The organism is Qipengyuania sp., assembly GCF_964227205.1.
In the GTDB taxonomy this organism is placed as follows: domain Bacteria; phylum Pseudomonadota; class Alphaproteobacteria; order Sphingomonadales; family Sphingomonadaceae; genus Qipengyuania.
Genome location: NZ_CAXQVB010000006.1, coordinates 25,545 through 51,627, shown reverse-complemented (window position 1 = coordinate 51,627; position 26,083 = coordinate 25,545). Strand labels below are relative to the sequence as shown.

The 26,083-nt window shown below is 66.0% G+C and carries 19 protein-coding genes and 1 riboswitch; of the genes, 13 read left to right on the top strand and 6 right to left on the bottom strand.

Translation table 11 applies throughout. The features are described 5' to 3' along the window. Nucleotides 1-3: 3 nt before the first annotated feature. Nucleotides 4-2,919 carry an excinuclease ABC subunit UvrA gene (gene uvrA / locus ACEQZ0_RS13425; RefSeq protein WP_370191500.1) on the bottom strand — a complete coding sequence of 972 codons (2,916 nt, stop codon included), beginning with the start codon at nt 2,917-2,919 and terminating at the stop codon, nt 4-6. 195 nt (nt 2,920-3,114) lie between these two features. Then, nucleotides 3,115-4,590 (bottom strand): hypothetical protein, encoded by a 1,476-nt coding sequence (locus ACEQZ0_RS13420; protein ID WP_370191499.1) that lies wholly within the window; start codon nt 4,588-4,590, stop codon nt 3,115-3,117. 203 nt (nt 4,591-4,793) lie between these two features. Between ACEQZ0_RS13420 and ACEQZ0_RS13415 the strand changes: the two genes are divergently transcribed. From ACEQZ0_RS13415 to ACEQZ0_RS13385, 7 genes are all read left to right on the top strand, one after another. After that, on the top strand, nt 4,794-6,863 hold the full coding sequence (locus tag ACEQZ0_RS13415; protein WP_370191498.1) for a M13 family metallopeptidase: 2,070 nt from the start codon (nt 4,794-4,796) through the stop codon (nt 6,861-6,863). Nucleotides 6,864-7,025: 162 nt separating this feature from the next. Beyond that, complete coding sequence (locus tag ACEQZ0_RS13410) at nt 7,026-8,204, top strand: diguanylate cyclase domain-containing protein (protein WP_370191497.1); 1,179 nt, start codon at nt 7,026-7,028, stop codon at nt 8,202-8,204. Between the two features lie 176 nt (nt 8,205-8,380). Beyond that, nucleotides 8,381-9,298, top strand: coding sequence for a lysozyme (locus tag ACEQZ0_RS13405; RefSeq protein WP_370191496.1), 918 nt, complete (start codon nt 8,381-8,383; stop codon nt 9,296-9,298). A 70-nt stretch (nt 9,299-9,368) separates the two neighbouring features. Further along, nucleotides 9,369-10,529: a diguanylate cyclase domain-containing protein gene (locus ACEQZ0_RS13400; RefSeq protein ID WP_370191495.1), complete on the top strand. Its 1,161-nt coding sequence runs from the start codon at nt 9,369-9,371 to the stop codon at nt 10,527-10,529. A 39-nt stretch (nt 10,530-10,568) separates the two neighbouring features. Then, complete coding sequence (thpR, locus tag ACEQZ0_RS13395; RefSeq protein ID WP_370191493.1) at nt 10,569-11,114, top strand: RNA 2',3'-cyclic phosphodiesterase; 546 nt, start codon at nt 10,569-10,571, stop codon at nt 11,112-11,114. Further along, a complete protein-coding gene (locus ACEQZ0_RS13390; RefSeq protein ID WP_370191492.1) occupies nt 11,111-11,740 on the top strand; it encodes a hypothetical protein in 630 nt (209 codons plus the stop codon). The genes thpR and ACEQZ0_RS13390 overlap by 4 nt, the downstream gene beginning before the upstream one ends. A 133-nt stretch (nt 11,741-11,873) precedes the next feature. Continuing rightward, nucleotides 11,874-14,123, top strand: a complete 2,250-nt coding sequence (locus ACEQZ0_RS13385) for a M3 family metallopeptidase (protein ID WP_370191490.1) — start codon at nt 11,874-11,876, stop codon at nt 14,121-14,123. Here ACEQZ0_RS13385 and ACEQZ0_RS13380 read toward each other — a convergent pair whose 3' ends face one another. From ACEQZ0_RS13380 to ACEQZ0_RS13365, 4 genes are read right to left on the bottom strand one after another with little or no spacing between them, the layout of a single operon-like run. Continuing rightward, entirely contained in the window at nt 14,124-14,852 is a 729-nt protein-coding gene (locus tag ACEQZ0_RS13380) for an ABC transporter ATP-binding protein (protein WP_370191489.1), read from the bottom strand. Beyond that, nucleotides 14,849-15,802, bottom strand: a complete 954-nt coding sequence (locus tag ACEQZ0_RS13375) for a FecCD family ABC transporter permease (RefSeq protein WP_370191487.1) — start codon at nt 15,800-15,802, stop codon at nt 14,849-14,851. The genes ACEQZ0_RS13380 and ACEQZ0_RS13375 overlap by 4 nt, the downstream gene beginning before the upstream one ends. Continuing rightward, nucleotides 15,799-16,695 carry an ABC transporter substrate-binding protein gene (locus ACEQZ0_RS13370; protein ID WP_370191486.1) on the bottom strand — a complete coding sequence of 299 codons (897 nt, stop codon included), beginning with the start codon at nt 16,693-16,695 and terminating at the stop codon, nt 15,799-15,801. The genes ACEQZ0_RS13375 and ACEQZ0_RS13370 overlap by 4 nt, the downstream gene beginning before the upstream one ends. After that, nucleotides 16,692-18,536, bottom strand: a complete 1,845-nt coding sequence (locus tag ACEQZ0_RS13365) for a TonB-dependent receptor plug domain-containing protein (protein ID WP_370191484.1) — start codon at nt 18,534-18,536, stop codon at nt 16,692-16,694. Before ACEQZ0_RS13365 ends, ACEQZ0_RS13370 begins: the two co-directional genes overlap by 4 nt. Before the next feature lie 123 nt (nt 18,537-18,659). Continuing rightward, nucleotides 18,660-18,863: riboswitch (cobalamin riboswitch) on the bottom strand. Between the two features lie 157 nt (nt 18,864-19,020). Here ACEQZ0_RS13365 and ACEQZ0_RS13360 point away from each other — a divergent pair. From ACEQZ0_RS13360 to ACEQZ0_RS13335, 6 genes are all read left to right on the top strand, one after another. Continuing rightward, nucleotides 19,021-20,124, top strand: coding sequence for a cell wall hydrolase (locus tag ACEQZ0_RS13360; RefSeq protein ID WP_370191482.1), 1,104 nt, complete (start codon nt 19,021-19,023; stop codon nt 20,122-20,124). Nucleotides 20,125-20,242: 118 nt separating this feature from the next. After that, nucleotides 20,243-20,581 carry a hypothetical protein gene (locus tag ACEQZ0_RS13355; RefSeq protein WP_370191480.1) on the top strand — a complete coding sequence of 113 codons (339 nt, stop codon included), beginning with the start codon at nt 20,243-20,245 and terminating at the stop codon, nt 20,579-20,581. A 273-nt stretch (nt 20,582-20,854) separates the two neighbouring features. Beyond that, nucleotides 20,855-21,817: a malate dehydrogenase gene (gene mdh, locus ACEQZ0_RS13350; protein ID WP_370191478.1), complete on the top strand. Its 963-nt coding sequence runs from the start codon at nt 20,855-20,857 to the stop codon at nt 21,815-21,817. 99 nt (nt 21,818-21,916) lie between these two features. Further along, entirely contained in the window at nt 21,917-22,807 is an 891-nt protein-coding gene (gene sucD, locus ACEQZ0_RS13345) for a succinate--CoA ligase subunit alpha (protein ID WP_370191476.1), read from the top strand. Between the two features lie 102 nt (nt 22,808-22,909). Beyond that, nucleotides 22,910-23,194 (top strand): GIY-YIG nuclease family protein, encoded by a 285-nt coding sequence (locus tag ACEQZ0_RS13340; protein ID WP_370220904.1) that lies wholly within the window; start codon nt 22,910-22,912, stop codon nt 23,192-23,194. A 57-nt stretch (nt 23,195-23,251) separates the two neighbouring features. Further along, the gene (locus tag ACEQZ0_RS13335; RefSeq protein WP_370191719.1) at nt 23,252-26,083 is read left to right on the top strand and encodes a 2-oxoglutarate dehydrogenase E1 component; all 2,832 of its coding nucleotides are present in this window, start codon (nt 23,252-23,254) and stop codon (nt 26,081-26,083) included.

Here is a 26,083-nt window from a genome sequence, read left to right as displayed (position 1 = left end):
GACCTACTCCGCCGCCTCCCGCTGCCGCTCCAGCATCGGCTTGAGATACTGCCCCGTATAACTCTCGTCGACCGCAGCAACCTCCTCCGGCGTGCCTTGCGCAACGACCTCCCCGCCCCGAACACCGCCACCCGGACCCAGGTCGAGAATGTGATCCGCGGTCTTGATGACATCCAAATTGTGCTCGATCACCACCACCGAATTCCCCTGGTCCACCAGCCGGTGGAGCACTTCGAGGAGTTTGCGGACATCCTCGAAATGCAGCCCCGTGGTGGGCTCGTCGAGAATGTAGAGCGTCTGCCCGGTGCTGCGCTTGGACAGTTCCTTGGCCAGCTTCACCCGCTGCGCCTCGCCGCCTGACAGCGTGGTCGCCTGCTGGCCGACCTTGACGTAGCCCAGCCCGACCTCGTTGAGCATATGCATCTTGTCGCGGATCGGGGGGACGGCCTTGAAGAAGGTTTCCGCGTCCTCCACCGTCATGTCGAGCACGTCGGCGATCGAGTGGCCCTTGAACTTCACCTCGAGCGTTTCTCGGTTGTAGCGCTTGCCGCCGCATTCCTCGCAGGTGACGTAGACGTCGGGCAGGAAGTGCATCTCGATCTTGATCAGCCCGTCGCCCTGGCACGCCTCGCAGCGGCCGCCCTTGACGTTGAAGCTGAAGCGGCCGGGCTTGTAGCCGCGCGCCTGCGCTTCGGGCAGGCCGGCGAACCAGTCGCGGATCTGCGTGAAGGCGCCGGTATAGGTCGCCGGGTTGGAGCGCGGGGTGCGGCCGATGGGCGACTGGTCGATCTCGATCACCTTGTCGCAATAGTCGAGCCCGGTGACCTTGTCGTGCGCGCCCGCGACCACGCGTGCGCCGTTCAATTGGCGCGCGGCGGAGGCGTAGAGCGTGTCGATGGTGAAGGAGGACTTGCCCGAGCCCGAGACGCCGGTGATGCAGGTAAAGGTGCCGAGCGGGATCGAGGCGGTGACGTTGTTGAGGTTGTTCGCGCGCGCGCCATGGACGGTGAGCTGGTGCCCGTTGCCGGTGCGGCGCTCGGTCGGGACGGCAATCTCGCGGCGGCCGGTGAGGTAATCGGCGGTGAGCGATTTCTTGCTCTTGAGCACCTGCTTGAGCGTGCCCTGCGCGACCACCTCGCCGCCATGCACGCCCGCGCCGGGGCCGAGATCGACCACATGGTCGGCGGCGCGGATGGCGTCCTCGTCATGCTCGACCACGATCACCGTATTGCCGAGATCGCGCAGGCGCTTCAATGTTTCGAGCAGCCGGTCGTTGTCGCGCTGGTGGAGGCCGATGCTCGGCTCGTCGAGCACGTAGAGCACGCCCGAGAGGCCCGAGCCGATCTGGCTGGCGAGGCGGATGCGCTGGCTCTCGCCGCCCGACAGCGTACCTGAAGTCCGGTCGAGGTTGAGGTAGTCGAGCCCGACATTGTCGAGGAAGCCCAGCCGCTCGTTGATTTCCTTGAGGATGGCGGTGGCGATCTGGCGCTGCGTGTCGGTGAGCTTTTCGGGCAGGCCGAGGAACCAGGCCTTGGCATCGGCGACGCTCATCTTGGTCGGCTCGGCGATGTCGGTGCCCGCGATCTTCACCGCCAGCGCCTTCTCGTTGAGGCGCTTGCCATGGCAGGTCTCGCACGGCTGCGCGGTCTGGAACTTCGACAGCTCCTCGCGCATCCACGCGCTCTCGGTCTGCAGCATGCGGCGGTTGAGATTGCCGATCACCCCCTCGAAGGGCTTCCCGACCGTGTAGCTCTTGCGCCCGTCCTTGAAGGTCAACGGGATCGCGCGGCCCTTCGTCCCGTAGAGGATGATGTCGCGGATCTCGCGGTCGAATTCCTCCCACGGCGTCTCGAGGCTGAACTCGTATTCGGCCGCGAGGCTGGCGAGCACCTGCATGTAGTAGGGGCTTGGCGGATTGCTCTTCGCCCAGGGCACCACCGCGCCCTTCTTGAGGCTGAGCGCCTCGTTGGGCACGACCAGCTGCGGGTCGAACAGCTGCTTTTCGCCGATACCGTCACAGGTCGGGCAGGCCCCCTGCGGCGCGTTGAACGAGAACAGCCGCGGTTCGACCTCCTCGATGGTGAAGCCGGAGACCGGGCAGGAGAACTTCTCGGAGAACACGATGCGGTTGGCGGGCAGCCCCGCGCCCTTCATCGCGCCGCCACCCTCAGCCTCGTCCTCGCGCCCTGGCACCACGCCGTCCGCAAGGTCGACATAGGCCAGCCCCTCGGCGAGCTTGAGCGCGGTCTCGAAACTGTCGGCGAGGCGCGTCTCGATCCCTTCCTTCACCGCGAGGCGATCGACCACCACCTCGATGTCGTGCTTGAACTTCTTGTCGAGCGCGGGCGCTTCCTCGATCGGGTACATTTCGCCATCGATGCGCACGCGGGTGAAGCCGGCCTTCTGCCATTCGGCGAGCTCCTTGCGATATTCGCCCTTGCGACCGCGCACCACCGGCGCGAGCAGATAGAGCCGCGTGCCCTCGGGCAGCGCCATCACGCGGTCGACCATGTTCGAGACGGTCTGCGCCTCGATCGGCAGGCCGGTGGCAGGCGAATAGGGCACACCCACCCGCGCCCACAGCAGGCGCATGTAGTCGTAGATCTCGGTCACCGTCGCCACGGTCGAGCGCGGATTGCGACTGGTGGTCTTCTGCTCGATCGAGATCGCGGGGCTGAGCCCGTCGATATGCTCGACATCGGGCTTCTGCATCATCTCGAGGAACTGCCGCGCATAGGCGCTCAGGCTCTCCACGTAGCGCCGCTGGCCCTCGGCATAGATGGTGTCGAACGCCAGGCTCGACTTGCCCGACCCCGAGAGCCCGGTGATGACGATCAGGCTGTCGCGCGGCAGGTCGATATCGACGCCCTTGAGGTTGTGTTCGCGCGCGCCGCGGACGGAGATGGTGGTGAGGGCCATGTGCCGTTCTGTTCCCGTTGTGTTCAAAAGTGTCAAGAGCGACAGACGGCGGTTCCCCAGCCGGACATCGATGATCCCGCGCGGCTATAGCGCGCGAGTTCCAGCAATATGGAACTTGCGCGCCATTATCCAATATTACAGGTGCAAGACCGATCCGTGGCGGGCCAGCCCGCGCTTTGGAAAGGCAGCCTCCGACTACGGCACGAACGGGAACGTCAGATCGTGTTCAAGGAACACGCCGATATTTCCCTTGGCGGGAATTTTCTCGCCGAAATAAGTTTCCCCGCTGGAGCTGTAGCTGAATTTCAACCCGGCCTTCAGCTTACCCTCTTTGTCCACAGCAAAGGCTACGGGCACCGATGCGGTCCACTGGTCAACAGCCGTGTCGTAAGAGACGAACGCGCCGACGTAGGGTCTGCCGATCCAGGTTCGGGGAGGACGGAAATTGAATCCGGTTCCGAACACGAGGCCGTCCGTCTGGTAAGGCGCCGCGATATTGATCTCGTCGCATTTCGAGAATCCGAACGTCGGACTGCCAGCGGCAACATCCTCGTAGCAAATCGACACGTCTTCTTTCCCGTCGGGATAGCGTACGGCGCGCTGCCAGCCGATCGATGCAGCTATACCGACTTCCCACACCTTGTTCGCATCCTTGCCATAGTCGGCCATTGCCAGAGCGTGGCCGCCATACAGCGTCACCTCGATCGGGTTGAAGTTGCGGGTCGTCTTCGCGTCTTTGGACAGATCCACCGGTAGATCGGACAATAACTTGACGCCGGTGTTCGCAGGGTCCTCTAACGCGAAAAATGTTTCCCTGAGAAATCCAAACTTCCCCTTGGCCCCGACGTAGAACTCGGGCGAAAGCGCGGCGCCGTCCTTGTCGAAGCCCCACAACGGGAGAACATAGTCGCTATAATATTTGGACTGTCTGTCCGCGTCTGCGGCCACCCACTCGCGACATTTTGCATCCGCAAACAGCGTATCGGCATAAGGCCGGTTCAATTCCTTTGCGCAGTCCTGGCCGATCTTGGTGAGCATATCGACCAGGCGTTTCTTCGCTGCTTCGAACGGACGTTCCGCCGTCCAGCTACGACGCCAGTCAAATCCGATCGCCATGTCGGAGTTGCCCGACACGCCATCGCTTGCCGACCAGCTTCCCAAGGTTATGGAATCATCATCGGCAATGCTTGCAAAGCCCTTGATGCCGATGCGATCGATCCGAGCTCGGTATTCGCCAGTCCCTGCGGATCGGATGGCACGACGGACAAAGACCGGCCCTACGCTGGCATAATTGCCTTCCTTTCCGCCCTGCAGGTGAAAGGCCAGCTCGCTGGTATTGCGGTGGTCTGCCAGCCGGCTAATCCCGAGCTGGCCTTGCGCGAGATCGGACAGGCCGTGCTTCGATGGACAACTGTCTCCAAGGCACAACGCTTGTTCGACAACTTCATCCATAGCCAGTGGGGTGATCGCTACATCGCCCGTTTTGCTTGCGACGAGTTGCCGTGCTTCCCGCAGCGCGTCGTCCGCTTTTGCCAGCGATGCCAATGCCTTCTGGCGTGCCGTTTCGGCCTGCTTCAGTGCAGTTAATGCCGCGTCGTTGGCCGCATCCTGTGCGACGACCGGCGTCGACAGAGACGTAAGCAACAATATCGCGATTGTCGAACTGCGCATTGTAAAACCCTCACGAAATGAATTTCCTTCCGCTTTCTAGGGTTTTTGGTTTGGCGCCGATGTGACGTACGTCACGGTCGGTGGCCACATGTCGTCGCTGACTCGCTTCCGCAGACGCAGATCAGCAGTTCGTCTAACGCCCTTCCCTCTCCCGGCTTCTTGCGCCTAACCACACCGCACGAATCACACTCGGGGGAACTGCCGTGTCCAAACTCAATCACTTCACAACCCGCGCTGCCGTTTCGGCGCTGGCGCTGGGCCTCGCCCTTTCCGTACCCGCCTACGCGCAGGGAGAAGACGCCACCGCCGCTTCGAACGGCGAGAACACCATCGTCGTCACCGGCCAGGCCAAGATCGGCGACTATGGCCTCGACCTGACCGCGCGCGACACGTCCGCCAAGCCGGGCGACGATTTCGAACGCTATGCCAGCGGCGCCTGGATCGACCGCACCGAAATCCCCGGCGACCGCCCTTCGGTGGGGTCGTTCTACAATTTGCGCGAGGACGTGACCGAGCAGGTCAACGACCTCATCACCAAAGCGCCCGCAGGCACGCAATACGGCGCGCTCTACGCCAGCTTCATGGACCAGAAGGCCATCGAACGCGCCGGGATCAAGCCGCTGATGCGCGATCTGGCAGCGGTCGACGCGCTGTCCGACAAACGCGAATTCGCCCGCTTCATGGGATCGACCTATGGCAAGTTTGGCGGCACGCTGTTCGGCGCCGGCCCCTATGCCGATCCCGACGATCCGACGATGAACGCGCTGTGGATGTTCTCGAGCGGCCTCGGCTTGCCCGAGAAGGACTATTACTTCGCCGAGAAATTTGCGCCGCAGCGCAAGGCCTATATGGACTATCTCGAGCGCACCTTCCGCAATATCGGCGTGAAGAACCCGCGCGAGGCGGCGAGCCGCGTGATGACCTTCGAAACCTATGTCGCCGAGCTCAACTGGGACGTCGAGCTGACCCGCGACATCGACAAGATCAACAATCCGATGTCGGCCGCCGAACTGGCCGCCTATGCGCCGGGCGTGGACTGGGATGCCTTCTTCGAAGGCCACAACATCCCGCCGCAGGACCGCATCATCGTGACCGACAATACCGCGATCCGGGGCATTGCCGCGCTGTTCGCGAGCACCGATCTCGACACGCTCAAGCTGTGGGAAAAGGCCCGCATCGCGCACCAGGCCTCGCCCTATCTCAACAAGAAGATGGTCGACAGCCGGTTCAAATATACCAGCGCACTCAACGGCACGAGCGAACAGCGTGCCCGCTGGAAGCGCGCGGTCGACACGATCGACGGATCGCTCGGCGAGCTGGTCGGCGAGACCTATGTCGCCGAATATTTCCCCAAGATCGCCAAGACGCGGATGGACGAGCTGGTCGCCAATCTGAAGCTCGCCATGGCCGACCGCATCCGGGGCAACGACTGGATGAGCCCCGAGACCAAGGAAGCCGCGCTCGAAAAGCTCGCGCGGATGGACGTGATGGTCGGCTATCCCGAAAAGTTCCGCGATTATTCGCAGCTGCCGATGTCGTCCGACGACCTCTACGGCAACATGGTCGCCGCGACCCAGTTCAACGCCGATTACGGGATGAGCGATCTCGGCAAGCCGGTCGACCGCAAGAAATGGGGCATGAACCCGCAGACGGTGAACGCCTATAACGGCGGGCTAGAAAACAAGATGGTCTTCCCGGCCGGCATCCTCCAGCCGCCGTTCTTCGATCCCTGGGCCGATCCCGCAGTGAACTATGGCGCGATCGGCGTGGTCATCGGCCACGAGATCAGCCACGGCTTCGACGACCAGGGCCGCAAGATCGACGCGACCGGCGCAATCAGGGACTGGTGGACCCCCGGCGATGCGGCGCGCTTCGAGGCCGAGGCGAAGAAGTTCGGCGACCAGTATGCGAAATTCGAAGTGGTCCCGGGCAGCTTCATCAACCCCGATCTGACCATGGGCGAGAACATCGCCGACCTCGCCGGCGTGCTGGTGGCCTATGATGCCTACAAGAAATCGCTGAATGGCAAGGAGGCACCGGTGATCGACGGGCTGACCGGCGACCAGCGCTTCTTCCTCGCCTATGCACAGGTGTGGCGGGCCAAGGCGCGCGAAGACAGCCTGCGCAATCAGGTCGCCACCGATCCGCACAGTCCCGCGCGCTATCGGACGATCGCGCCGCTGCGCAATGTCGATGCCTGGTACGACGCCTTCGGCATCACGCCCGACGACGCCATGTATATCGCGCCCGAGGACCGCGCGCGGATCTGGTAAGACGGTCCGGGGCGGCGCCCGGCCACCTGGCTTTGCGCGCCGCCCCGCCCCGACATCGCCACCCACGGGCGAAAATATGAATGCCGTGGGCGATTTCGTTAAGGAATTCTCGTTACAGGTGGTAGTTGCCCGTAGGGAGAGGGACTTAAGGGACGCCAGAAGGTGCAGATCGCCAAGCAATCCGACGACGATTCTGTCGGCGTGTTCTCGCGCGTCCCGGTCGACTCCTACGAGGTCGAACGCGAGGCGGTCATCGCCATGCTCGAACGCGAGCGGCGCTCGCTGACCTCGAGCCTGATTGCAATCGGCCTGATGGCGGTGGCGGTGGCGATGCTGCCCGATGCGAGCTTCATGGCTGCACTGCTGGTGCTCCGGCTGGCATCTTTCCTGTTCACCCGCAGGGCGGCTTCGATGCTCGAGGACCGGGTGCGCGCACGCCTTCCGCTCAGGAATTCACGCCGGGTCCTGCTCTGCGCCATGTCGCTGACGGGGATCACACTGGCGCTCATGCTGTGGCCGCAGCCGCCCGACAGCCCGCTCGGCGCGGTGCGCATGATCCAGCTGGTGGTGGTCGTCGCGGTCACGCTGATCGCGGTTACCCTGGCGGCGCTGCCTGGATCGGTCGACGCGATGCTGACAACCTTCTGGGCGACGGCCTGCGCGCTGGTCCTGTTCCATCCGGGGGGCGGCGACCCCGTCATGATCGGCGTTCTCACACTGCTGATTCTCGGAATTCGAATCTACAGTGCTTCGGCCGGGCATCACATGCGCAGTTCGGCGCGGATCCTGGTCGAGAACCGGCAGTTGTCCGAAGACCTTGCCGACGCCCTGGCGCATGCCGAATTCCTCAGTTGGCGCGATCCGCTGACCGGCTTGTTCAACCGTCGCAAGCTGTTCGAGGAAACGCGGCTCGACAGCAGCGGGCTTGCCCGGCACCTCCTGACCATCGACCTCGACCGCTTCAAGGCGATCAACGATACCTATGGCCACGCCGTGGGCGATCGCGTGCTGATCGCCGCCGCCAACGCCATCCGCGATTGGTGTCGCACGCTCGGCGAAGACGGCACGCACCAGGCCTTCCGCCTCGGCGGCGAGGAATTCCTCGTTCTCGCGCGCGGTATGGACGACGCGGAGATGATCGACGCCGCCGAACAGCTCCGAGCGCAGATTTCCGAGCTCGGCGAGCTTTTTCCCGACCACCCCGAGATCGCCATTTCGGCCTCGCTCGGGCTGACCGGATGGCGCTTCGGCGAAGGTCTCGACGATGCGCTGCAGCGCGCCGACGGCGCCTGCTACCAGGCCAAGGATCACGGTCGAAACCGGGTTCGCCGCGCCGCCTGAGCGGGCAGGCGCTGCCGCCCGGACGTGGCCCTGCAGCGACGAAGCGGGGACCGATCTGCCCCGGTCGACCGTTGTCCCCATGAAACCCGCCCCCCGCGCCGCGCGTGCGAATTCGCTTTCGCAACGCCGCGGCGCCGGTCCGGCGACCCGATTATCCGACGAAAGGAACCCGGCCCATGGCCACGGATCCCGCGCGGACAGGGAACCAGCCCGACAAGTCACGCCGGGCCCCGGCGCGCACAGACATTTCGAGCGATGCGCTTCGCTGCATTCTCGCCGACCTCGATCGTCCGCTCGACGATGTCGAGTGGTCGGACGAACCGCAACGGGCAAGCGACGAAAGCTCGCCCGGCATCATCGCCCGGATCGGGCGCGAGCGGCGCCACCGGCGCGAGCTTCGCCGCGCGCGCAAGGCCGCGGCAAAGGCCTTCGGTGTGCGCCCGAAACTTTCCGCCCGCAGGCGCGCCACGCTCATGCTCGGTGCGGGCGCACTCGGCCTCACGGCCTTCACCGGTCCGCCAAAGGCGCGCAAGCCGGGTACCGAAAACGCCGCCCAGCTGGTCGTCGACGAGGTAGAGGGCGCACGCAAGCCCGCCGCGTTGCTCAAGGCCAGCGATGCCTTCAAACAGGCACTGATCGAGGAAGAAGGCGTGCGCTACACGGTCTATCGCGATGTCGCCGGATACAAGACCGTGGGGGTGGGCCACCTGGTCCGGCCCGAGGACGACCTCGAGGTGGGCGACCGCGTGAGCGAGAAGCAGATGCTCGAATTCCTCGCGGCCGATCTGGCGGAGGCCGAACGGGGCGTGCGGCGGCTGGTGGGCGACTTGCCGCTGCACCAGCACGAATTCGATGCGCTGCTCGACCTCGTCTACAATGTCGGCTTCGGCAATGTCGCCCGGAGCGAAAGCCCGCGTCTCAACGCGGCGATCGCCCAAGGCGACTACGAGGCGATCGCGGCCGAGCTCAACTACACGCATGCCGGCGGCCAGTTCGCCCGCGGCCTGCTGCACCGTAGCGACCGGCGCGAACGCATTTTCTCGCGCGCGGTCTATGACGACCCGCGCACGAGCAACGCCGACACTTCCGCCTGATCGGAGCGAGCTTACTCCCTCTTTACCTATCCCGGTCTATGGGTTGCGAGAGCATCTCAAGGGGTAAGCTATGTCCGAAGCTGGAACGGACGAAACGGAAGATCACCAGTGGCGCCGCGAGCGCCTGCGCGTGCTCATGGAGTCGAGCGCCGAGCTCGAACGCCGGACTATCATCGCCAATGTGGTGGGAACGGTCCTGATCGTGGCGGCCGCACAGTGGTTGCCCAACGCGCGCGATTTCCTCGTGCCGCTGCTGCTGCGCCTGATCGCGATCCTGTGCAACGCGCTGCTGTACGACAGGATTCGCAAGCGGATGCGGGCCAGCGCCGGTACACCGGTGCCCCTGCGCCTTGCAGGGGTGATGGCGGCCTTCGGGGGAGCCAGCTGGGCCAGCCTGATCATTCCGGTATTCATGCAACCCTATCTCCACCCGGCCTCCTACATCGTGACCACGGGCGTGTTCATCGGGGTCGCGCTGATCCTGACCAACTCTGCGGCGATCACGCGTATCGCCCTGCCCTTCGCCGGCGGTTTCGTGGTGACCTTCCTCGTCGCGGCGGCCTTTACGCCGTGGAACACCGCGGTGTGGCTGATCGGCGGCCTCACCTTCATTGCCACGGGGATCGGCACCTTCTGCATCGGTAGCGCGCGCCAGCGGCTCGACGCAGCCGATACGCTGGTCGAGAACCAGCGCCTGTCCGAGGAGCTCGAGGAAGCGCTCGCACGGGCCGAATTCTTCGCCGAGCACGATCCGCTTACCGGCCTGTTCAACCGCCGCGCGTTGTTCGAGCGGCAGATGCACCTCGACGCGCCGGGCGACAAACACCACATGCTGTTGATCGATCTCGACAATTTCAAGCAGGTCAACGATCGCTTCGGCCATGAGACGGGCGACCGGGTGCTGATCGGCGTGGCGCAAGTGCTCGGCGATTTCGTGGCAAAGGCGCAGGGGGAGAGCCATTTCGCCGCGCGCCTGGGCGGCGAGGAATTCGCCGTTTTCCTCGCCGTTTCGGACGAGCAGGAGGCCGACCGGATCGCAGCGCAGCTGCATCTGGCGATGAGCAGCATCGCCATCGGTCTCGGCCTGCCGCCTAAGCTGGGCACGGCCTCGATCGGCATTTCGCCGATGTATCGCGGCGAGCAGGTCTGCGATGCCTTGCATCGCGCGGATCACGCGCTCTATCAGGCGAAACGCGACGGCCGCAACCGGGTTTGCCGCGAGGCCGCCTGATACTCCAGCCATGCGCCGAAGAACGGCGCCCCACCGACCATGTCCCACCGCCTTTTCGTCGGCATTCGCCCACCCGCCCCGATCCGCGACGCGCTGATCGACCTGATGGAGGGGATCGATGATGCCCGCTGGCAGGACGAGGACCAGTTGCACCTGACGCTGCGCTACATCGGCGAGGTCGACAGCCACACCGCCGACGAGCTTGCCGAGAGGCTGCGCGCCGCCGCCACCCCCGCCTTCGACCTGGCGATCGAGGGAACGGGGATCTTCGAACGCAAGGGGCGCGCGCATACGCTGTGGGCGGGCGTGGCGGCCTCGTCGGCCCTCGCCCGGCTGCAGCAGCGCGTCGAGAGGCAGTGCATCGCTGCCGGGCTCGAACCCGCGCCGTGCAAATACCATCCGCATGTCACGCTGGCGCGGCTCAACCGCGCATCGGGCCCGCTCGGCCCGTTTCTCGCGCAGACCGCAGCATTGCGGCTGGGACCCTGGCCGGTCGATTCCTATATCCTCTATGAAAGCACCTTGCGTCCCGAGGGCTCGCTTTACGAACCCGTCCTGCGCTATTCGCTCGAACCCGCACCATGACCCGCACGTCTCTCGCCCTCACTGCCTGCTTCGCTGCCCTGATCACCGGCTGCGCACCCGCCGACGAGGCTGCGACAGAGCGAACTTCCGACACGCCCGAAATCGCGGAACCGCAGCCGGACGATTGCCTGCTGCTGGTGTGGTCGAACCAGAAGGAACGCGACGCGCGCTTCGACCGCGACCACGATTTCGTCGATGGCGGGGCGATTTCCTGTGCCACCGGAACCAGCGCCAGCCAGTTCGATGCCGCAATCCGGGCGCTGCGCGAAGCGGCGAAGAGCGGCAACAAGGCGCGGCTGCTCGAGCAGCTCGGCCTGCCGTTGCTCTATATCGACGCGCAGGGCGAACGCCGCGAGATAAAAGACCGCGCCGAGGTCGATGCCGTATTCGACGAGATCTTCGACCCCGCCATGCTGGCGCTGCTGCAGGGGCTCGACCTGTCGCGGATGAGCGTGGCGAAGGACCAGGGCGGCTATTTCGAACTCGGCGCGCTGTGGCTTGTAGTCGACGAAAACGGTGGCCGGCCCCGGCTGATGACGGTCAACCGGCAGGCGCTCGACGAAGCCCTCGAGGCCGCGCGCGAGCAGGCCGAGCGGAACCAGGGCGACCCGCTCCCGTTCGACTAACGTCACCCTTGCGCCGACCGGCGACATGCACGCGCTTGCCTAGCCGTGCGAAGCGGTCCAAGCGCGCATCCATTATCGCATTCCTGCGCCCGGCGTCCGTCGGGCGCACCCATACGAACTCGAGGGGAAAAGCATGAAGGCCCGCATTTTGGCCACCACCGCCGCAACCGCACTGTCGCTCGTCGCATTCGTGGGAACTCCCGCCATGGCCCAGAGCAAGCAGGACAGCCAGTCGCTAGACTGGGCGGTCGCCTATTTCGCTAATGACAGCGTGCTGCCGTTCCACGCACCCGATTTCACCAAGATCTCCGAGGACGCCTATCTCCCGGCGTTCGAGAAGGGAATGGCGATCCACCAGGCGGAGATCGATGCGATCGTCAACAACCCCGCCCCGCCGACCTTCGAGAACACCATCGTCGCGCTCGAGAAATCGGGCCGCATGCTCGGCCGCGTGGCGCGCGTCTTCTTCGCGCTGACCGGGTCGAACACCAACGACAAGCTCGACGACATCAATACCGAAGTCAGCCCCAAGCTGACCGCGCATGGCGACGCGATCGCCCTCAATCCGGCGCTCTTCGCACGGGTGAAGGCGGTCTATGACCAGCGCGCGGCGATGACGATGACCCGTGAAGACGCCAAGCTGCTCGAAGACACCTATGACGGCATGGTCCATGCGGGCGCGCTGCTGACCGCGGCCGAACGCGAGCGCGTGAAGCAGATCAACACCGAACTGTCCGAAGTCACCACCGAATTCGGCCAGGCCGCACGCGACGCCATGGCCGACCAGCCGGTGATCTTCGATACGCGCGAAGAGCTCGCCGGCCTGTCCGATTCCGACATCAAGGCGGCCGCCGATCTCGCTACCGAGAAGGGTTTCCCGGGCAAGTATGCCATCGCCCTGCAGAACACCACGCAGCAGCCGCTCCTGCCCAGCATGAGCAATCGCGCCGCGCGCGAGAAGCTGTTCAAGGCGAGCTACCATCGCGCCGACGGCACCACCGATATCGACACGCGCCCGCTGGTGGCGAAGATCGCCGCGCTGCGCGCCGAGAAAGCCGCGCTGTTCGGCGAGCCCGACTGGGCGAGCTATGCGATGTGGGACCGGATGGCCGAAAAACCCGCCACCGCGCTGGGCTTCATGGAACGCATGGTGCCTGCGCTTGCCGCCACGCAGCGGCGCGAGGCGGCCATGCTCAATGCCGCGATCGCGGCCGATGGCGGCGATTACGAAGTCAAGCCGTGGGACTGGTACCGCTATGCCAACAAGGTCAAGGCCGAGCGCTACGACCTCGACGAAGACGCGGTGGCCGAATACTTCCAGCTCGACAAGGTGCTGGAAGACGGCGTGTTCTATGCCGCCAACAAGCTCTACGGGCTCAACTTCAAGCGCCGCACCGACCTGCCCGTCTATCATCCCGACGTGTCGACCTACACCGTCTACGACCGCGACGGCAGCGAACTCGGCCTGTTCTACTTCGACCCGTTCCAGCGCGAATCCAAGCGCGGCGGGGCGTGGATGAGCAATTTCGTCGACCAGAGCCATTTGTGGGGCACCAAGCCGGTAATCTACAACGTGCTCAACATCCCCAAGGCCCCCGCGGGCGAAACGCAGCTGGTCAGCTTCGACAACGTCAACACGCTGTTCCACGAATTCGGCCACGCGCTGCACGGCTTCTTCGCCAACCAGCGCTATGAAAGCCTCTCGGGAACCGCGACCGCACGCGACTTCGTCGAATATCCGAGCCAGGTGAACGAGATCTGGGCCACCTATCCCGAAGTGCTGGCCAACTACGCCAAGCACTACAAGACGGGCGCCCCGATCCCGGCCGCCATGATCGACAAGATCGAGGCCTCCTCGAAATTCAACCAGGGTTACGACTTCGGCGAAGTGGTCGAGGCCGCCCTGCTCGACATGAAGTGGGCGGCGCTGTCGGAAGAAGAGGCCGCGGCGATCGACACGCCGGAAAAGGTCGATGCCTTCGAACGCAAGGCGCTCGGCGAGCTGGGGCTCGAGATCGACCTCGTGCCGCCGCGCTATCGCAGCACCTATTTCAACCACATCTTCAGCGGCCCGGCCGGCTATTCGGCGGGGTATTACAGCTATCTGTGGACCGAGATGCTCGATCGCGACAGCCGCAAGTGGTTCCTCGACAATGGCGGGCTGACCCGCGCCAATGGCGACCATTACCGTGCCACCGTGCTCAGCCAGGGCGGGACGATGGACTATTTCGAAATGTTCAAGAACTTCGCCGGGCGCGCGCCCGACGTGACCCCGATGCTCGAAGCACGCGGGCTGGTCGGCGGCGACGATGCGGCCGACAGCGCGGTCTCGGACGACGGTCCGGCCGAAGTCGGCGATGCGGGCACCGATGTGACCGGATAATCAGCCGCTGACCAGGGCGCGGTGGCCCGGTTCGCCGATCCACCGCACCGGCACTTTCCAGACGCGCTCGATCACCCGGTGGTCGAGCGCGTCTTCGCATGCGCCGTCGGCGGCCACGCGGCCCTCGTCGAGCACCACCACGCGATCGGCGTGGTTCATCGCATGCGCGAGATCGTGGAGCACGAGCACCACGCCGGCACCGGCGTCGGCCGCCCTGCGCAGGTGCTGCAACAGCGCGAGCTGGTGCGCGATATCGAGCGCGGCGAGCGGCTCGTCGGCAAGGATCCAGCGCGGCTCTCCCGCAAGCACGCGCCCGAGCAGCACGCGCGCGGTCTCGCCCCCCGAGAGCGACTGCGCGCGGCGCTGCGCGAGATGCGCGATGTCGAGCGCGGCGAGCGCGGCATCGACGGGTTCCGCGCGCCGGTCGTCATGCGGCATCCGGCCGAGTTCGACCAGGCTGCGAACAGGAACATCCCACGCGATTTCATGCGCTTGCGGGAGGTATCCGAGAAGTCGTGCACGCTCCTTGGCAGGCAGCGAGCGAAGGTCTGTGTCGCCGAGTGAAACGCTGCCCTCATCCGCTGGCAGGAGCCCCGCGAGCGCTTCGAGCAGCGTCGACTTGCCCGCGCCATTGGGGCCGCAGATGGCAGTGATCGAACCGGGGGTAAGCGCGAGCGAGACCCCCGCCAGCCGCTCGGCGATCGACAGGTCATGCGCCGCCAGCCTCATGCGAGCCCCCGGCGCAGCCGCAGCAGCAACCACAGGAAGAAGGGCGCACCGAGCAGGCTGAGCGCGATGCCCAGCCGCAGCTCGGTGACCAGCGGCAGCACGCGCACCACGCTGTCGGCGAGGAGCACCAGCAGCGCGCCGGCAAGCGCGCTGGGCACGATCAGCTGCGAGGGGCGCCGGTCGGTCAAGGGACGGACGAGATGCGGGACGATCAGCCCGACAAAACCGATGATTCCGGCCACCGCCACGCTGGCACCGACCGTGAGCCCGACACCGGCGATGAGCAACCACAGCAGGCGCCCGGTATCGACACCGAGCGAGCGCGCCACCGGCTCGCCCAGCGTGAGCGCGTCGAGCGCGCGCCCGCTCCGCCACAGCAGCAGCACGCCAAGCGCGACCAGCGGCGCGGCAAGCCAGACCTCGCGCCAGCTGCGGTCGGTCAGCGCGCCGTTGAGCCACATCACGATCTCGCTCATGGCGAAGGCATTGGGCGCAAGGCTGATCGCCAGCGCGGTGAGCGCGCCCGCGAGGCTCGCCACCATCAGCCCGGCGAGCGTGAACAGCGCGATCCCGCCGGTGCGCCCCGCAATCGCAGCGAGCAGCGCCATCGCCCCGCCCGCGCCAAGGAGGGCGAAGAGCGGCAGCAGGAAGGGCGCGGCGGCATAGCCGAACCACAGCGCGGCGACCGCGCCCAGCGCCGCCCCCGGGGCAATTCCAAACAGGCCGGGATCGGCGAGCGGATTGCGCAGATAGCCCTGCATCGCCGCGCCGCTCGCGCCCAGCCCCGCACCGACGATCACCGCAAGCAGCGCGCGCGGCAGGCGCAAATCGGCGAGGATCAGCGCGGCGTTGGGGGTGGTCGCGGGATCGAGCCAGACCCGCCCCGCGAGCAGCGAGAGAGGCAAGGCCAGTGCGAGCAGGCCGGCGAAGATCCACATTGCGCGGTTCATGAACCCGATCCACCGCGCAGGCGGGGGCCTCCGTCTGTCGGGCGGAGCGCCTGCCGATTGCGGCCCCCGCCTTCGCGGGGACTCACGGACTTCCGAATTTCGGCCAGCCGTTCTGCGGCGCGGATGATCGTCGGCCCGCCGCAATAGAGCAGGCTGGCGTCGAAACTCTCGCGGCGCATCCGCGGCAGGCGGTCGAGCACGGGATGGCGCTGGCCAGCTTCGCTACCCGCCACCAGCAGCACGCGCGGCGGCGCGGCGACCACTTCCTCGAGCGCGACGTAATCGGCCTGCCCCAGCCCGCGCGCAGGCGCGACATTGGCGAAGCCGGTACGCCGCAGCAGGTCGCTCACCAGTTCCTGTTCGCCCGCGACGATCCCGCCGGGCTGCCACAGCAGCACCTCGACCGGTTCAGCCGCGCCGGGCGCCGTCGCTCGCAGCGCGCGTTCGATCCGCGCAACCAGCGCCTCGCCCGCCTGCGGATCGCCCGCCAGTGCCGCGAGTTCGCGCACCTGCGCCTCGCTTGCCGCAACGTCGCGCGCGATGTCGAACGTGACCACATCGACCCCGAAGTCCTCGAGCGCGGCGCGCGTGGCAGGGGCGAGGAAGCTCCCTGCCACGACCACGTCGGGATCGAGCGCGAGCACTTCCTCGACCGTCCCTCCGGTCGCGGCGAAGCGCGCCGCGTCGCGCGCATCCATCGAGCTGGAACGCGGATCCTTGCTGTAATGCGAGATCGCGAGCAGCTGGCCGGGCCCAGCGACTTCGGCAAGCACCGCGTCGGTGCAGGGATTGAGGCTGACGATGGTCGGCCGATCCCCCTGCGCAACCCGCGCCGGCTCGCTCCCCCCGCATCCCGCAAGCAGCAGCGCCAGCGCGGGCAGCAGGCGGCTCACATCCGCGCCCTCACCCCGACGAAGGCGCCGCGACCGGGAGAGGCGTAGCCGGCAACAGTCTGGTAGTCGGCATCGAAGACATTCTCGATCCGGCCATAGATCTCGATCGCCTCGGACAGTGGCATGGCAGCGCGCAGGTCGAGCACCTCGTAACCATCGAGCCGCACCGCATTGCCGGCATCGTCGTAGCTTGCGCCGACCAGCCGCAGGTCGGTGCCGAGCTTGAGCCCGAAGGGCGCCTCGTAATCGGCGAAGAGCGTCGCGGTGTGGCGCGGCCGGCGCGCAAGCTCGAGGCCCGTCGTGCGATCCTCGGTATCGATGAAGCTGTAGACGCCCGCGAGGCGCAGCCCCGGCGCGAGGTCGAAGCCGGCTTCGGCCTCGATCCCCTGCGCCCGCGCGCGCGCGGTGTTGTCATAGGTGCCGAAAGGACGGTCGGTGCAGATCCCGCCGTTCAGACCGAAGCACGATAAGAAGCCGATCAAATCCTCGCTGTCGCGGCGGAAAGCGGTGAGCGCCAGATGCGTGCCACGCCCGCGCGTTCCCTTTTCCAGCCCGAGGTCGAAACTGGTGCTCTCCTCGGGCTGGAGCAGCGGGTTGCCGAAATCCGACAGCAGCTGGAACACCGTCGGCGCCTTGAAGCCTTCACCCAGGCTCGCCCGCAACCGCCAGTCGTCGCCGAAGCCATAAGACAGATCGGCGCCATAGCTGGCGTTGCTGCCGAACAGCGAATGGTCGTCCACGCGCGAGCCGACATGCGCGGCGACGCGGCCCATGACGAAGCCCAGCTGGACATAGGCGCCGAAGATGTCGGCTTCGCCCGCGGGGCTGAAGCTCGCTGCATAGTCGGTCCATTCCTGCTCCGCGCCGAAGGCCACGGTGACCGGCCCGATCGCGCGGTATTCGCCGCGCAGGCTCACGCGCTGCGAATGGCCGTCGGAGGCGAAGGTGGTCGCCCCGGACGCGTCGCGATTGTCGCGCTCGGTGTCGGAAAGGCTGTAGGCGCCGCGCAGCGTCAGATCGTTGCCGTAAAAGGCGAAGCCGAGATCGCCCCAGTGGCGACGCGTCTTCTGCGTCTCGAGCGTGTCGGCGAAGGCATAGGTCGGCGGCGGGAAGCCGTCGAGGTCGAGATCGCCCTCGCTCCAGTTCGCGTGGGCGAAGACCTCGAGATTGCTGGTGACGTCGACGAATAGCTGGCCGCCGAGCGCGACCTGCTCGAACCCGTCGGGTTCGCTGCCCGAGGCTGCGGTCGAGAAGCCGTCGGTGCGGTACCACGAGCCGGTCAGGCCGGCGTAATAGCCCTTGCCGCTCAGCCCGCCCGCCGCGCTGGCGAAGAGCGTGTCGCGTGCGCCATATTCGACATTGCCGCTGGCGCCGGTCTCGCCGCGGGTCGAGATGTCGATCACCCCGCCGATGGCGTCCGAGCCCCAGATCGTGCTGTTCGACCCGCGCAGTATGTCGAGCTTGCCCGCGGTACCGAGCAGCAGATTGCCGAAATCGAATCCGCCGCCCGGCGCGGCCGGGTCGGCCACGCGCACGCCGTCGACCAGCACCAGCAGCTGTTCGCCATTGGCTCCGCGGATGTTGACCGCGGTGAAACCGCCGACGCCGCCGCTGCGACTGAACGACAGCCCGGGCGTGCGTTCGAGGACGCGGGTCGCATCGGCGCCCTGCACGGCTACGATTTCCGCGCGATCGAGCACGGTAACCGCCTGGCCGGTATTCTCGACATTGGTGCCCAGCCCGTTTGCAGTGACGGTAACCGTCGGCCGGACCGTGTCGGCCAGAACGATCGCAGGATCCTCGCTCTCCTTGGACTGCGCGAAAGCAGTCGAGGAAAACAATGAAACAGATGCAAGAAACAGATATTTACGCACAAAACCTCCCATCATGGACGAAGTGCCGTCCATGACGGGAAAGGGCGGAATTGCGCCTTTCCGCGTTTGCCACCGGTACACCCCGCCCGCGGCCGAACGACGGTCATGGGCAGGTCTCCTGGCTCCCGGATCGACGCTCTCCCGCCGCCTTCCCGGACATGCGCCCAGTGGCCTGTGGCGGGATCGCTCCCCGGTCACAGTTGCGGGGGCAGCGAGGGCCTACGGAGACAGGTCTCCACCCTCTTCCCTCTTCGGGCCTGCGCGAACAGGCCAACCCGTGACACGCCGATGCGCTTACCCCCCGATTTCGCTTCGCACAAGACGCTCTTCGTTAAGCAATGCCGTGCTAGGACCGGCTCGTGGCACCGTCCCGCAACGGGATGATGCGGCCCTGCGCCTACCGAACTGGCGCGGGAATGCCTATGTTCGGGCTGCAATGCGAGGAAGCGAATTGGCCGGAATCGACGCGAGGAATCGAAAGGCACGGCGCGGGGCGCCTGCCCCCTCGCCGCGCATTCAACGTCGCCAGGCGCGACGGCGCGACCGCCGCCAGCTGATCGCGCGCGGCGCGCTGCTGGCCGGCGCCGTCGCCCTGCCGACCGTTGCCGCGCAGGGCGAATGGGAAGATTTGGGTCGCGTCCTGGGCCTCGAGCAAGAGCGCGTTGCCTTCGCTCCCATGCCTTTCGAGACCGCGGGCGAGAGCTTCCCCGGTTCGGCATTCTACTATCTCGAGGATGCCCCCCGGCTGACGATGGACCTCGCCGATTTGCGCGAAAGCGAAGGCACGCTGGAAACGGTCGAATTCGCCGAGAGCCACGGCGCGGGCGCGGCGGCGCAGGCCTTCCGCCAGGCGGGCAGCGGGCTCGACAAGGCGCGCGCGCTGCAGTGCCTGTCGATGGCGGTCTATTACGAGGCGGCGAGCGAGAGCTATTCGGGCCAGCAGGCGGTCGCGCAGGTGGTCCTCAACCGCGTGGCGCACCCGGCCTATCCCGCCAGCGTGTGCGGCGTGGTCTTCCAGGGTTCGGAGCGCAAGACCGGGTGCCAGTTCAGCTTCACCTGCGACGGATCGCTGGCGCGCAAGCCTTCGCGGCGCGGCTGGGCGGTGGCGCAATCGGTGGCGCTCGCGGCACTGGCGGGCGAGGTCTACAAGCCGATCGGGCTGGCGACGCATTATCACACCAATTACGTCAACCCCTATTGGGCGGCGAGCCTCGACTATATCGGTGCGATCGGCGCGCACCGCTTCTATCGCTGGAAAGGCGGCGCGGGCACGGCGGGCGCCTTCACCGATGCCTATGCCGGCAGCGAACCGCTGGCCGCGCCCAACGTCCGGCGCGCCGAAGCGCAGGTGCCGGGACCGGTGGCCCCCACCCCGCCCTCGAACGAGGCAATCGGCCTCGGCCGCGCAGCCGAGCCGCCGGTGGGCACCCCTGCCGCCACCCCGGCCCCGTCGGCTGCGGCTGCGCCCGCGAACAGCAAGCTTCCGCAATCGGGCCGGGTGCGCGAGGAATATGCCAATTCGGGCAAGTGGATCAGCCAGCCGGGCAAGCAATAGGCGGGCCCAGCGGGGCGCCAATCCTTTACGCCTCCACAACCATGTCGCAAAACCGATGCTTAGCGCGGCGCCGCTAGAAGCGCCGGGTACCCCCGGTCGTTTCACGAGGACTCCAGGCATGCCGCTCCGTTTTGCCGCCGCTCGCACCCCCGCGACATCGGCGATCGCCCGTGTTCTGGCGCGAAAGGCACTGCGCCGTCCCGCGAACGACAATGGCGACATGCCGTATGCCGCGAGCGGCCCTATCATCGATCCGGCAATGCGTGCCGCGCTCAGGCACTTCGCCGCGCATGGGCTGGCGGCGGCGGGGATGGCCCGCCAGGAAGCCGAAAGGGCCCATGCCGCCGGCGAGGCGGATGCCTGCCGCTGGTGGATCGAAGTGTGCCGCACGCTCGATGGGCGCCTTGCCCACCGCCTCGAACGCTCGCTTGCGATGCGCGAACTGCTGACCCACTGAAGGCGCGGCGGCGATCGCCGCCGGTGCTGTCGCTTGCCATCCGTCGCGCGCGGGCAACGCTCCGCGGAATCAATTATTGCAATTGCGAACCATTTGCAAAGATAGTTTTGTGCCGCCGATCATTGGCGGTTGCATTCACCCCTGTGCCGTCCTAGTGCCCCTCTCGCAATCGACCGGGTGCCGTGCCTCCTTTGCGGGACACTTGATGCATGGCCCAGCATCGGTCCGGGTATCATCACTGTCCCGCACGGCAGGAACAAGGACCCTACCTCCATGGCACGCAAGAAGATCGCCCTAATCGGCGCCGGCATGATCGGCGGCACGCTCGCCCATCTCGCCGCCAAGAAGGAAATGGGCGACATCGTCCTGTTCGACATCGCCGAAGGCATGCCGCAGGGCAAGGCGCTCGATCTCAGCCAGTGCGGCCCGATCGAGGGCTTCGATGCGAAAATCACCGGCTCGAACGACTATGCCGACATCGCGGGTGCGGACGTGGTCATCGTCACCGCCGGCGTGCCGCGCAAGCCCGGCATGAGCCGCGACGATCTGCTCGGCATCAACCTCAAGGTGATGAAGTCGGTCGGCGAAGGCATCAAGAACAACTGCCCCGACGCATTCGTGATCTGCATCACCAACCCATTGGACGCGATGGTCTGGGCGCTGCGTGAATTCAGCGGCCTGCCGCACAACAAGGTCGTCGGCATGGCCGGCGTGCTCGACAGCGCCCGCTTCGCCACCGTCCTCGCCTGGGAATTCGGTTGCTCGGTGAAGGACGTCAACGCCTTCGTCCTCGGCGGCCACGGCGATACCATGGTCCCCGTCACCAGCTACACCACGATCAACGGCATCCCGGTCAACGACTACGCCAAGATCAAGGGCGTGTCGGAAAGCCGCATCGACGAAATCGTCGACCGCACGCGCAAGGGCGGCGGCGAGATCGTCGGCCTGCTCGGCAACGGCTCGGCTTATTACGCACCGGCCACCAGCGCGATCGCGATGGCCGAAGCCTATCTCGGCGACCAGAAGCGCATCCTGCCCTGCGCCAGCTATGTCGAAGGCAAGTACGGCCTCGATGGCCTCTATGTCGGCGTTCCCACCGTGATCGGCGCGGGCGGCACCGAGGAAGTGATCGAAATCGAGCTGTCGGACGAGGAAGCCAAGAACCTCAAGGTCTCGACCGACGCGGTCGAGGAACTGCTCGAAGCCTGCAAGGGGCTGGACGAAAGCCTGAAGTAATTCGCGAGCCCCCGCGCAGGCGGGGGCCTCAGTCGGCACGCTCCGACTAACCTGCCTGAGACCTCCGCTTTCGCGGAGGATCACATCGAGAGGATCAACATGAGCATTCTTGTCGACAAGAACACCAAGGTCATCACCCAGGGGATGACCGGCGATACCGGCACCTTTCACACGCAGCAGGCGCTCGCCTATGGCACGCAGATGGTGGCGGGCGTGACCCCCGGCAAGGGTGGCACCGAGCACATTGGCCTGCCCGTCTTCGACACCGTCGCCGAAGCGAAGGCCGAAACCGGTGCGACCGCTTCGTGCATTTATGTCCCGCCGCCGTTTGCCGCGGATTCGATCCTCGAAGCGATCGACGCCGAGATCGAACTGATCGTCGCGATCACCGAGGGCATCCCGGTGCTCGACATGGTCCGCGTCAAGCGCGCGCTGCAGGGCTCGAAGTCGCGCCTGATCGGCCCGAACTGCCCCGGCGTCCTCACCCCCGGCGAATGCAAGATCGGCATCATGCCCGGTTCGATCTTCAAGAAGGGCAGCGTCGGCGTCGTCAGCCGCTCGGGCACGCTGACCTATGAAGCCGTCCACCAGACCACCATGGTCGGCCTCGGCCAGACCACCGCGGTCGGCATCGGCGGCGACCCGGTCAACGGGACCAACTTCATCGACGTGCTCGACCTGTTCCTCGACGACGAGGAAACCAAGTCGATCATCATGATCGGCGAAATCGGCGGCAGCGCCGAGGAAGAAGCCGCCGAATTCATCAAGCAGGAAGCCGCCAAGGGCCGTTCGAAGCCGATGGTCGGCTTCATCGCCGGGCGCACGGCGCCTCCGGGCCGCCGCATGGGCCATGCCGGCGCGATCGTCTCGGGCGGCCAGGGCGGCGCCGAAGACAAGATCGCCGCGATGGAAGCCGCGGGCATCCGCGTCAGCCCCTCGCCTAGCGAACTCGGCACCACGCTCGACGCGCTGCTGAAGGAATTTGCCTGAGGATATCACCATGAGTCCCAGCGAAGGCTGGGACCTCCCTCGGCCTCTTACAAGGTCGACGAAGATCCCGGCCTGCGCCGGGGGTCGTGAGTGGAGGAACGGTTGAAGGCTGGCTTCGTCTATATTCTGACGAACCGAAAGGACGGAGTGCTCTATCTCGGCGTATCCAATGACCTGGCGACACGCATCGAACAGCATCGCTCCGGCGCCGTCTCAAGCTTCACGAAGAAGTATCAGTGTCATCGGCTCGTCTGGTTCGAGCAGTTCGAAAATGTCCACGACGCCCGCGAGGTCGAACGGCGGATGAAGGCATGGAAGCGCGAATGGAAGGTCAGGCGCATCGAGGAGATCAACCCGCAATGGGACGATCTCGTCGTGCATCTGTAGGTCGCGCCAACCCGAAGGAGGCCCCAGCCTGCGCTGGGGCTCATGAGTGACGTAGAGATGGGTAACGAGAGCCACGATTTCCTGCCCGAACTGGGCAACCAGGACGGTCCGCAGCAGGGCCCGAGCTGGGGCAACCCGCGCTGGCTGGCCGAAGTGGTCGACAGCGGCGCGGATCTGACTGCCGCGCTCGACCCGACGCAGATGCGCATCGCCGTCGCCCAGGCGGCGGAGAAGGCGGGCAAGGCGCTCGATCCCAAGGCGGTCGAACAGGCGGCGGACGATTCGATCCGCGCGATGCTGCTGGTGCGGCTCTATCGCGTGCGCGGCCATCTGGCGGCCAATCTCGACCCGCTGCACCTGTCGCACCGCGAGGTGCCCGAAGACCTGACGCTCGAATGGCACGGCTTCGCCGGACAGGAAGCCAAGGAAGTCTATGTCGGCGGCGTGTTCGGCTTCGAATGGGTTACCGTCGGTGAGCTCTATCGGGCGCTGCGGGCCACCTATTGCGGCAATGTCGGCCTCGAATACATGCATATCTCGGACACCGAGGAACGCCGCTTCCTGCAGGACAAGTTCGAGACCCCCGAGGACACGATCCAGTTCACGCCCGAAGGCAAGAAGGCGATCCTCGCCGCCGTGATCCGCGGCGAACAGTACGAGGCTTTCCTCGGCAAGAAATACGTCGGCACCAAGCGCTTCGGCCTCGACGGCGGCGAATCGATGATCCCCGCGCTCGAAGCGGTGATCAAATACGGCGGCCAGCTGGGCGTGCGCGAGATCATCTACGGCATGGCCCACCGCGGCCGCCTCAACGTGCTCGCGAACGTGATGGGCAAGCCCTACAAGGTCATCTTCCACGAATTCTCGGGCGGCAGCGCCAACCCCGACGATGTCGGCGGTTCGGGCGACGTGAAGTACCACCTCGGCACCAGCACCGACCGCGAGTTCGACGGTATCAACGTTCACATGTCGCTGGTCCCCAACCCCAGCCACCTCGAAGCGGTGAACCCGGTGGTGCTCGGCAAGACCCGGGCGCAGCAGGCGATCCGCGACGATCTGAAGCAGCACGAGCAGGTCCTGCCCGTCCTGCTGCACGGCGACGCAGCCTTTGCCGGCCAGGGCATCGTGTGGGAATGCCTCGGCTTCTCGGGCGTGCGCGGCTACAACACCGGCGGCTGCCTGCACTTCGTCATCAACAACCAGATCGGCTTCACCACCAGTCCGCAATTCGCGCGCAGCTCGCCCTACCCCTCGGACGTCGCCAAGGGCGTCCAGGCACCGATCCTCCACGTCAATGGCGACGATCCCGAAGCGGTGACCTTCGCCTGCAAGCTGGCAGTCGAATACCGCCAGACCTTCGGCCGCGACATCGTGATCGACATGTGGTGCTACCGCCGCTTCGGCCACAACGAGGGGGACGAGCCCAAGTTCACCCAGCCGCTGATGTATGACGAGATCCGCAAGCACCCCAAGGTGAGCGAGATCTATTCGGCACGCTTGGAGGAAGAGGGCGTGATCGAGGCCGGCTATGCCGACGGACTGTGCGCCGAATTTACCGACCTGCTCGAGAAGGAATTCGCGGCCGCGAAGGACTACAAGCCCGACCAGGCCGACTGGTTCGGTGGCCGCTGGTCGGGCATGAACAAGCCCGCCGATCCGGAGACCGCGCGCCGCAACGTCGAAACCGCGATCGAGAAGAAGCTGTTCGACAGCCTCGGCCGCACGCTCACCGCCGTTCCCGACGACCTGACGATCCACAAGACGCTGGGCCGCGTGCTCAAGGCCAAGGAGGAGATGTTCTCCAGCGGGACCGGCTTCGACTGGGCCACCGCCGAGGCGCTCGCCTTCGGCAGCCTCGTCACCGAAGGCTTCGGCGTGCGCCTGTCGGGCCAGGATTCGGGCCGCGGCACGTTCAGCCAGCGCCATGCCGTCTGGGTCGACCAGAAGGACGAGCACAAGTACATCCCGCTGACCACGCTGCCGCACGGCAAGTTCGAGGTCTACGACAGCCCGCTGTCCGAATACGGCGTGCTCGGCTTCGAGTACGGCTTCGCCATGGCCGACCCGAAGAGCCTGGTGATGTGGGAAGCGCAGTTCGGCGATTTCGCCAACGGCGCGCAGATCATGATCGATCAGTTCATCGCCGCGGGCGAGGTCAAGTGGCTGCGCGCGAACGGACTGGTCCTGCTGCTGCCGCACGGCTTCGAAGGCCAGGGTCCGGAACACAGCTCGGCGCGCCTCGAACGCTTCCTGCAGCTGTGCGCCAACGACAATATGTGCGTGTGCAACATCACCACGCCGGCGAACTATTTTCACGTCCTGCGCCGCCAGATGCTGCGCAGCTTCCGCAAGCCGCTGGTCATCATGACCCCCAAGAGCCTGCTGCGTCACCCGCTGGCGAAGTCGGAGGCGGAGGAATTTCTCGGCGACCATCACTTCATGCGCATCAAGTCCGACATGACCGAGATCGCCGACGAGAAGGTGAAGCGCCTCGTGCTGTGCAGCGGCAAGGTCGCCTACGACCTGATGCAGCGGCGCGACGAGGCGGAACTCGATGATGTTTCGGTGGTCCGCATCGAACAGCTCTATCCCGTCCCCGGCGAGCCGCTGGCCGTGCGCCTCAAGCGGATGACCAATCTCGAGCAGATCGTCTGGTGCCAGGAAGAGCCCAAGAACAACGGCGCCTGGTTCTTCGTCGATCGCCTGATCGAGGAAGCCGCCGAAGCCGCCGGCAAGACGGGCATGCGTCCCTGCTATGCCGGCCGCGAAGTAGCCGCCTCGCCCGCCACCGGCTACGCCAGCCGCCACCAGGTGCAGCAGGAAGCCCTCGTCAACATCGCACTCGGGCTGAACGGCGAAGCGCCCAACGTCCGCAGTGACTGCAAGTAA